The sequence below is a fragment of the Inquilinus sp. genome, assembly GCF_057815775.1.
In genome coordinates this window covers 1-9117 of record NZ_JBYRFX010000852.1, presented here as the reverse complement: position 1 = coordinate 9117, position 9117 = coordinate 1, and the positions used below count along the sequence as shown (strand labels likewise).

10 protein-coding genes are annotated in these 9117 nt (G+C 68.7%); all 10 read right to left on the bottom strand.

Annotation, left to right across the window (positions count from 1 at the left end):
- Nucleotides 1-48: 48 nt before the first annotated feature.
- On the bottom strand, nt 49-537 hold the full coding sequence (locus tag AC3XYG_RS30610) for a GNAT family N-acetyltransferase (protein ID WP_489143661.1): 489 nt from the start codon (nt 535-537) through the stop codon (nt 49-51).
- A 56-nt stretch (nt 538-593) separates the two neighbouring features.
- Nucleotides 594-1292: an ABC transporter permease gene (locus AC3XYG_RS30605; RefSeq protein WP_489143660.1), complete on the bottom strand. Its 699-nt coding sequence runs from the start codon at nt 1290-1292 to the stop codon at nt 594-596.
- 3 nt (nt 1293-1295) lie between these two features.
- Nucleotides 1296-2021, bottom strand: a complete 726-nt coding sequence (locus tag AC3XYG_RS30600) for an ABC transporter permease (RefSeq protein WP_489143659.1) — start codon at nt 2019-2021, stop codon at nt 1296-1298.
- Nucleotides 2022-2079: 58 nt separating this feature from the next.
- On the bottom strand, nt 2080-2874 hold the full coding sequence (locus AC3XYG_RS30595; RefSeq protein WP_489143658.1) for a transporter substrate-binding domain-containing protein: 795 nt from the start codon (nt 2872-2874) through the stop codon (nt 2080-2082).
- A gap of 83 nt (nt 2875-2957) precedes the next feature.
- A complete protein-coding gene (locus AC3XYG_RS30590; RefSeq protein ID WP_489143657.1) occupies nt 2958-3749 on the bottom strand; it encodes a lysine/arginine/ornithine ABC transporter substrate-binding protein in 792 nt (263 codons plus the stop codon).
- Nucleotides 3750-3854: 105 nt separating this feature from the next.
- A complete protein-coding gene (locus AC3XYG_RS30585) occupies nt 3855-4649 on the bottom strand; it encodes an ABC transporter ATP-binding protein (protein ID WP_489143656.1) in 795 nt (264 codons plus the stop codon).
- Nucleotides 4650-4808: 159 nt separating this feature from the next.
- Nucleotides 4809-6215 (bottom strand): c-type cytochrome biogenesis protein CcmI, encoded by a 1407-nt coding sequence (ccmI, locus tag AC3XYG_RS30580; RefSeq protein WP_489143655.1) that lies wholly within the window; start codon nt 6213-6215, stop codon nt 4809-4811.
- On the bottom strand, nt 6212-6682 hold the full coding sequence (locus AC3XYG_RS30575; RefSeq protein ID WP_489143654.1) for a cytochrome c-type biogenesis protein: 471 nt from the start codon (nt 6680-6682) through the stop codon (nt 6212-6214). Before AC3XYG_RS30575 ends, ccmI begins: the two co-directional genes overlap by 4 nt.
- Nucleotides 6679-7215: a DsbE family thiol:disulfide interchange protein gene (locus tag AC3XYG_RS30570; RefSeq protein WP_489143653.1), complete on the bottom strand. Its 537-nt coding sequence runs from the start codon at nt 7213-7215 to the stop codon at nt 6679-6681. The genes AC3XYG_RS30575 and AC3XYG_RS30570 overlap by 4 nt, the downstream gene beginning before the upstream one ends.
- Before the next feature lie 10 nt (nt 7216-7225).
- Nucleotides 7226-9117 (bottom strand): heme lyase CcmF/NrfE family subunit (locus tag AC3XYG_RS30565; RefSeq protein WP_489143652.1); only part of this gene is annotated, 1892 nt, incomplete at its 5' end.

The window sequence follows — 9117 nt, the reverse complement described above, 5'->3', positions numbered from 1 at the left end:
TTTCAGGGATGATAACACGCTCTCGCCGGACCGCGACTCGGCGATTGGTCAGCCCGGCCGATCCTTGCTCATGCGCAAAAGCGGCCCGTCCGCCCCCTCCAGCCGGTGGAACCCCGCCCCTTCCAGGCACCTGATCGCCCGATGGTTGGCCGGCGCCGGCCGGGCAACGATGCTCAGCGCCCGGCCGCCTTTCAGCAGGCGGTCGGTGTAGGCGCCGACGAAGGCGGTGCCGAGCCCCTTGCCGACATAGCTCGGCTCGCCGATGAACAGGTCGATGCCGAAGCTGCCGGGGATCGCGGTCTCATCCGGCGCTGCCGATGGTCTGTCATAGGTTTGGGCATCATAGGCCTGGAGGTAGCCGATCTGCCGGCCCTGCCAGGCGACCAGCATCGGTTCGGCCCAGTCCGACGACATGAGGCGGCGGATCTCGCGAATCCCGGTCTCCGGATCCCCCCACCAGGCGCGGACATGCGGCATCATCAGCCACAGGCGCAGGCGGGGCAGGTCGGCGGGGCGGAGGGGCGTGAACGTGAACATCCGCGCCAGTCTAGCGCCGTTTTCCGGCGTTCACGACATGGGCTTGCGCTGTGTGGTCAGGCCTGCCGGCGGCGCATATGCGGCGTCAGCGTCCACTCCAGCGCCCGGATGCCCTGCGCCACGACGAAGTTGATGGCGAGGTAGAGGATGCCGGCGGCGGTGAACACCTCGAACGGCGCGAAGGTCTGCGAGTTGATCTGCTTGGCGATGCCGGTGATCTCCATGATCGTGATGATCGAGGCCAGGGAACTGGCCTTCACCATCAGGATCACCTCGTTGCCATAGGCCGGCAGCGCCTGGCGGATCGCGATCGGCACGGTGATCCGGCGGAACACGGTGGCCCGTGACATGCCGCAGGCGCGCGCCGCCTCGATCTGGCCGAACGGCACCGCCAGCAGGCCGCCACGGATGATCTCGCTGGTATAGGCGGCGGTGTTGAGGCCGAAGGCGATCACGGCGCAGGGGAAGGCCTCGCGCATCGGCCAATCCCAGATGCCCAGTTCCTTCCACAGGTCGCTGAACTGGCCCAGGCCGAAATAGATCAGGAAGATCTGCACCAGCAGGGGCGTGCCGCGGAATACGAAGACATAGCCGCGGGCCACGCGCGACAGGATGCCGTTGCCGGACATCCGCATCACCGCCAGCGTCATGGCAAGGATGATGCCGATGATCAGCGCCGGCACGATCAGCGCGATCGTGGTTCCGGCGCCGCCGAGCAGCTTGCCGAAGGTCTGGCCGATGAGGTCGAAATCCATGGCTCAGCCTGCCCGCCGGACGCTGCGGTCGTAATGCGCCTCGGCCCGCTGGAACAGCTTGGTCGAGAAGGTGGTGATCACCAGGAACAGGATCGCCGCGGTGATGTAGAAGGGAAACGGTTCGCGGGTCGACCGCGCCGCCACCTGGCTGATGCGCATCAGCTCGGTCACCCCGACCACCGAAACCAGGGCCGTGTCCTTCAGGATCAGCTGCCAGATGTTGCCGAGACCCGGCAGCGCCAGCCGGATGGTCTGCGGCAGGATGATCCGGCGGAAGGTCAGGAAGCCATGCATGCCGAAGGCCTTGCCGGCTTCGATCTGGCCGTGCGGCACGGTCTGGATCGCGCCGCGGAACACCTCGGTCGAATAGGCGCCGGAGATCAGCCCGACGGCGAAGACGCCGATGGCGAACTCGTTCAGCCGGAACGGCTGGATGATCCCCATCATGCCGAGGATGGCGTTGATCGCCGCCTCGTTGCCGAAGAACAGCAGGTAGATCACCAACAGCTCGGGCACGCCGCGGATGATGGTGGTGTAGATCTCCATCAGCCCGCGCAGCACGAAGCCGCCCCAGACCTTCAGGCAGGCGGCGATCAGCCCGACCACGAGGCCGAAGATGTAGCTGGCGATGGAGAGCAGGATGGTCATCCCGGCGGCGAGCAGGAACTGGTAACCCCAGCCGCCCTCGCCGAAGGACACCAGCTTCAGCGAATCAATCAGTCCTTGCATGCCTTGGCGCTGCCCGGGTGAGGACGGGCGGCGGCATCAGCCGCCGCCCGAAGCCGTTTCACTTGGTGGCGAGGGGGTCGTAGCCGAACCACTGCACCGCCAGCTTGGCCAGCGATCCGTCGGACTTCATCGACTCGATGCCCTTGTCGAACTTGGCCTTCAGGTCCTTGTCCTCCTGCCGCAGGCCGATGCCGATGCCCTGGCCGAACAGCGGGTTGTCCTTGCCGGTCAGGGTCGGCCCGTAATGGGCGAAGCCCTTGCCGTTGTCGCTCGCCAGGAACGAACCCCAGGACACGCTGTCGTTCAGCCCGGCGTCGATGCGGCCGTTGGCCAGATCGAAGTTGAGATCGTCGACGGTGTCGTACAGCTTGACGGTCGAGTCCTTGAACTCGGCCTCCAGGAAATTCTGGTGCGTGGTCGAGCGCTGCACGCCGATGGTCTTGCCCTTCAGCGCGGCATGGATGTCCGCCAGGGTCTTGGCGTCCTTCAGCAGGCCGTCCTTGGCGCCGACGAACCAGGCCGGCGTGTCGGTGTAGGGGATGGAGAAGGCGATCTGCTTCAGCCGCTCGGCCGTGATCGACATGCCGTCCATCAGGGCGTCACACCGCTTGTTCAGCAGTGCCGGAATGAAACCGTCCCAATCCTGCGCCGCGACCTCGCAGGTCAGGCCGGCCTGCTTGCACAGAGCACTGGAGACATCGACCTCGAAGCCGACGATCTTGCCGCCGGAATCGGTGTTGTTGAAGGGCGGGTACGCGCCCTCCATGCAGATGCGCACCGTATCGGCCGATGCCGCGCCGGCGCCCAGCGTCAGCGCCGCCGCCCCGATCAAGGACAACCAGATCTTCGCCATGACATCTCCCGTTCTGGGGCCCTCGGCCCCGGTTTGGACACGAGCGGCGGCACCGCATTCCGGCCGCCGCCCGCGCTTTGTTCTTACTTAATCGACGTGTCGTAGCCGAACCACTGCACCGACAGCTTGGTCAGCGACCCGTCGGCGTTCATCTCGTCCAGCGCCTTGTCCAGCTTCGCCTTCAGATCGGTGTCTTCCTTGCGCAGGCCGATGCCGACGCCGGTGCCGAACAGCGGGTCATCCTTGCCGTTCAGGCCCGGGCCGAAATGGTTGAAGCCCTTGCCGGCGTCGCTCTTCAGGAAGTCGGCCCAGCCCAGGCTGTCGGCCAGCCCGGCGTCGATGCGGCCGTTCTGAATGTCGAGGTTCAGATCGTCCTGGGTGTCGTACAGCCTGACGTCGACCCCGGGGATCCGCTGCTCAAGATAGTTCTGGTGGATGGTCGAGCGCTGCACGCCGACCGACTTGCCTTTGAGCGCGGCCTTGATGTCGTCCAGCGTCTTGGCGTCCTTCAGCACGCCGTCCTTGGCCGAGACGAACCAGGCCGGGGTGCTGCTGTAGGGCTTGGAGAAGGCGATCTGCTTCTCGCGCTCCGGCGTCACCGACATGCCGGCCATGATCCCGTCATAGCGCTTGTTCATCAGCGCCGGGATCATGCCGTCCCAATCCTGCTGCACGATCTCGCACTTCACCTGGAGGTGCTGGCACAGCGCGTTGGCCAGGTCGATTTCGAAGCCGACCAGCTTGCCCGAGGCATCGGTGGCGTTGTAGGGCGGGTAGGCGCCCTCGGTGCCGATGCGCAGCGTGTCCTCGGCCGAGGCGGCGCCAGCGGCCAGCGCAAAGGCGGCGGCGCCGATCAGCGACAACCAGGTCTTCATCGTGAACTCTCCCGTTCAGAGCTGGGATCCTGCGATCCCGGGTTGGATGGGCCGGCGTCTGGCCGACAGCCGGCGCCGATCAGGCGCCGGCGCGACGCGGCGCCATCAATGCTGTACTTTCAGGAACTGCCGGATCCGGTCGGATTTGGGGTTGTCGAACACCTCGGCCGGCGTCCCCTCCTCCTCGGTCTTGCCCTGGTGCAGGAAGATCACCTTGCTCGACACTTCGCGGGCGAAGCGCATCTCATGGGTAACGAGCAGCATGGTGTTGCCCTCCTCCGCCAGCTGGCGGATCACCCGCAGCACCTCGCCGACCAGTTCGGGGTCGAGCGCCGAGGTCGGTTCGTCGAACAGCATCACCTTGGGCTGCATGGCCAGGGCGCGCGCGATCGCCGCACGCTGCTGCTGGCCACCCGAGAGGTGGCTGGGATAGTGGTCGCGCTTGTCGGCGATGCCGACCTTGGCCAGCAGCGCTTCGGCCCGCTCGATCGCTTCCTTGCGCGGCACCTTCAGCACATGGACCGGCGCCTCGATCACATTGTCGAGCACCGTCATGTGCGACCACAGGTTGAAGCTCTGGAACACCATGCCGAGCGACGACCGGATGCGGTCGACCTGCTTGCTGTCCTCGGGTTCCGCCTCGCCGGAGCGAAGCTTCTTCATCTTGATCAGCTCGCCATTGACCCAGACGCGGCCGTCATTGGGGATTTCCAGCAGGTTGATGCAGCGCAGCAGCGTGCTTTTGCCCGAGCCGGAGGAGCCGATGATGGAAATGACATCGCCCTGCTGGGCCTGGAGCGACACGCCCTTGAGCACTTCGAGCTTGCCGAACCGCTTGTGCAGATCATCGACAACGATCGCCGCATCCGATGGCGTCGAGGCGGCTACAACAGAAGCCACGATGGGAAAGCCTCACCCGAGTTCTTGTTGCAGTCGAAACAACCACTGTTTCCCGGTGCCGGTCAACCGCCGCAGGAGGCCGGGACGACCAAGCCCCGGCACCGAAGGCCCCAGCCCCAATTTTATTGCAGATATTGCTGAAATGCGTCCGGTCGGGGCTCAACCCGCGTCCGCTGCCGGCAGCTGGGTGATGCGCTGTTCGATCGCCGAGCGCTCCGGGCTGCCGTCCGGGAACTGATCGCGCATCCGGCCCCAGAATCGCCGCGCCTCCGCCGGCTGTCCGGCCTTCTGCGCGGCGACGCCGAGGAACCAGAGGGCGACGAGGTCCTTGGGGTCCTCCGTCAGCATCTGCGGCAGCCCGGCCGCCAGGGCCGGCGGCACATCCTCGCCCCGGCCGGCGGCCAGCAGCGCGTCGGCGTAGGCACGCAGCAGGGGCGTGTCACCCGGCTTCAGCGCCACGGCCTTGGCATAGGCGTCGACCGCGGCCGCGGTGTCGCCCAGCACGCCGCGGGCGCGGGCCAAGCGGACCCAGCCGTCGAGATCGTCCGGCGATTTCTCCAGCCGGGCGGCGAGACCGTCGACCATGCCGCGGATCGCCTTGGCCTGCTGGTCCGGCGGCAGCCCGGCGATCGCCGCGGCGGGCCCTGCGGCAGGACCAGCGGAGGGTCCGACAGCCTGGGAGGTCGAGGGCGGCTGCGTCTGCGGGATCGCGGTCTTCGGGTCAAGGCCGAGGCGCTGCGCCGTCTCGGTCAGATGCTGGCGGACCGAGGCGACCCAGGGCGCATCGGCCGGGGAATCCCGCATCAGCCCCTGCCACAGGTCCAGGGCGGCACGGTCGTCGCCGGCCTGGGCGTTGGCCAACCCCAGGAAATAGCGGGCGCGCGGATCGCCGGGGCGCAGCGACAGCACCTGCTCGAAGGCGGCGCGCGCGGTTTCGGTGACCGTGCCGGCATTGGCGCCGACCAGCGCCTCGCCATAGCGGCCGGTCAGTGTGGGGTCGCCACCGGAGAGACCAATGGCGCGGCCATAGGCATCGGCCGCCCTGGCGTCCTCGCCCAGCTCGCTCCAGCGCTGGCCGAGCTCGACCCAGCCGTCGCGATCCTGAGGTGCTGTGGCCAGGCGCTGCTCCAGTGCCTGGGCCTGGGCCATCGCGGTCTGCATCGCCACGCGGGTGCCCTGGTCGCGGCTGGCGAAGGGCTGCGACGGCAGGGTCGGCGTGCCCTCCACCATGTAGATCGCCAGCGCCGCCACCGGCAGCAGGATGGCCAGCCCCATCGCCACCACATGCGGCGGCCGGGACGATACGGCGACAGTCGGCTTTGTCTCGCTGGAGGCGGCGAGCAGGCGGCGTGCGATCTCGGCCCGCGCTGCCTCGGCCTCGGCCGGGCCGATCTCGCCGGCGATGCGCTCCCGCTCCAGCTCCTGCAACTGGTCGCGATAGACCGTGCTGTCGAAGCCCTCGGTCGGAACCGGCGCGGCGTCCAGCGCCAGCAGCCGGCGCAACAGCAGCGCCACAGCGCCCGCCGTCATCACCGCGGCCGCGATCCAGAACAGCCAGCCGCTCACGGCGCCGTCTCCTCGTCCAGCAGCCGGGCGAGGCGCTGGCTTTCCTCCGGCGACAGTGGCGCGGGTTCCGCCTTGGCCCGGCGGCGCCGGCGCACCGTCATCGCGATGATGGCGCCCACCAGCAGGACCACGGGTCCGAACCACAGCACCAGCGTGCCGGTCCGGACCGGCGGGCGCAGCAGGACGTAGTCGCCATAGCGGGCAGTGACGAAGGCCAGCACCTGGTCGTTGCTGTCGCCGGCGGTCAGCCGCTCACGCACGATGGTGCGCAGGTCACGCGCCAGGTCGGCGTTGGAATCGTCGATCGACTGGTTCTGGCACACCAGGCAGCGCAGCTCCTGGCCGAGCTCACGGGCGCGGGCCTCCAGCGCCGGGTCGGCCAACTGCTCCTGCGGCTCGATCGCACGGGCCGGTGCCGCGAGGGCCAGGGCCAGCAGCAGCGCCGCGAAGATGGGACGCCAGCTCACTTCGCCAGGTCCGCCAGCAAAGGCCGGATCTCGTGGTCGACGATATCGGGGGTCAGCGGGCCGGGATGGCGGTAGCGGATGCGGCCGGCCTTGTCGATCACGAAGGTCTCCGGCACGCCGTAGACGCCGAGATCGATCGCGGTCCGGCCGTCGGCATCGGCGCCGATGGCGCGGTAGGGGTTGCCGTTGCGCTGCAGCCAGGCCAGGGCGTCGGCCGGCTTGTCCTTGTAGTTGATCGCCACCACCGGGATGCCGTCCTGGCGGCCCAGCTTGGTGATCACGGGGTGCTCGGCAAGGCAGGGCACGCACCAGCTGGCGAAGACGTTCAGCAGCATCGGCTTGCCGCCGAAATCGGTGCTGGCCACGCCGTCGGACCGGCCCGGCAGGGCGGCCAGAGCGAAGGCCGGCAGCGGCTTGTCGATCAGGGCCGAGGGCAAGGCCTGGGGATCGTTGCCGGGCAGCAGCTTGCGGCCGAACCCGACGGCCAGGGCCGCGAGCAGCAGCAGCGGCAGGATGAACAGCAGGCGACGCATGATCGGATCCTCAGGCCGGCGACCGCGACCCGACGGCCCGCGCCGCCGCCCGGCGTGGCGCGCCGACGCGCAGCCGGCGGTCGCTGAGCGACAGGGCGCCGCCGAAGGCCATGACCAGGGCGCCGCCCCAGATCCACGGCACCAGCGGGTGGTGGTACAGGCGCAGGCTCCAGCGCCCGTCGGCCTGTTCCTCGCCCAGCGCGACATAGACGTCGCCGGTCAGGGTGGTGTGGATCGCCACCTCGCTGGTCGGCATGCGGGCGACCGGGTAGAAGCGCTTCTCCGGCGTGAGGTCCTCGACGAAGCCGCCATTGCGGTACAGCTTCAGGTCGCCCTCACGGATCTCGTAATTCGGCCCCTGCCCTGCCCGCACGCCCTCGAATTCGACGGCATAGCCGGCGGCGAGGTCGAAGCGGTCGCCGGGCTTCGCCAGCTCCAGCCGCTCGGTCGACCAGAAGCTCGACCCGATCATGCCCAGCAGGGCGACGCCGAGGCCGGCATGGGCAAAGGCGGTGCCCCAGGCGCTGCGCGGCAGGCCGATCGCCCGCGACAGGCTGTCGCCGAGGGGGATGCGGAACAACCGCACCCGTTCGGCAATCTCGGTCGCGGCGCCGAGGATGACCCAGGTGCCGAAGCCGATCCCGACCAGCGCCAGCACCGGCCCGCCGCCCTGCAGCCAGAGCGTGGCCAGCACCACGATCGCGACGCCGGCGGCGGCGAATTTCAGCCGGCCGAGCACGCCGAACAGGTCGCCGCGCTTCCAGGCCAGCAGGGGCGCCACCACCATCGCCACCAGCACCGGCGACATCAGCGGCACGAAGGTGAATTTGTAGTAGGGCGCGCCGACCGACACCGCCTTGTCGACCAGCGGATACAGCGTGCCGATGAACACCGTGGCCGTGGCGGTGCAGATCAGCAGGTTGTTCAGCACCAGCGCCCCTTCCCGGCTGATCGGCGAGAAGACGCCGCCCAGCTTCAGCCGCGGCGCACGGATGGCATAGAGGGTGAAGGCGCCGCCGATGGTCAGGGCCAGCAGCAGCAGAATGAACACGCCGCGCTCCGGGTCGACCGCGAAGGCGTGCACCGAGGTGATGATGCCCGAGCGCACCAGGAAGGTGCCGACCAGGCTGAGGCCGAAGGTGATGATGGCGAGCAGGATGGTCCAGCTCTTCAGCGCATCGCGCTTCTCGACCACCAGGGCGGAGTGCAGCAGTGCCGTGCCGGCCATCCAGGGCATCAGCGAGGCATTCTCGACCGGATCCCAGAACCACCAGCCGCCCCAGCCGAGCTCGTAATAGGCCCAGTAGGAGCCGAGCGCGATGCCGACGGTCAGGAACGACCAGGCGGCCAGCGTCCAGGGCCGCACCCAGCGCGCCCAGGCCGGGTCGACCCGGCCCTCGATCAGCGCGGCGACGGCGAAGGAGAACGCCATGGAGAAGCCGACATAGCCGAGATAGAGGAACGGCGGATGGATGGCGAGGCCGGGGTCCTGCAGCAGCGGGTTCATGTCCTGGCCGTCGAGCGGCGCCGGGTCGAGCCGCAGGAACGGGTTCGAGGTCAGGATGATGAAGGCCAGGAAGCCGACCCCGATCATGCCCTGCACCGCCAGCACCCGGGCCTTCAGCGTCGGCGGCAGGTTGCGGCCGAACACCGCCACCGCGGCGCCGAACAGCGCCAGGATGAGGACCCAGAGCAGCATCGAGCCCTCATGGTTCCCCCAGACGCCGGTGATCTTGTACAGCAGCGGCTTGAGCGAATGGCTGTTGCCGACGACCACCGCGACCGAGAAGTCGGAGACGACATAGGCCCAGGTCAGTGCCGCGAAGGCGATCATGATCGCCGCCAGCTGCAGCGTCGCCGCCGGCTCCGCGATCGCCATCATGCCGGGATGGCGCCGGGCGG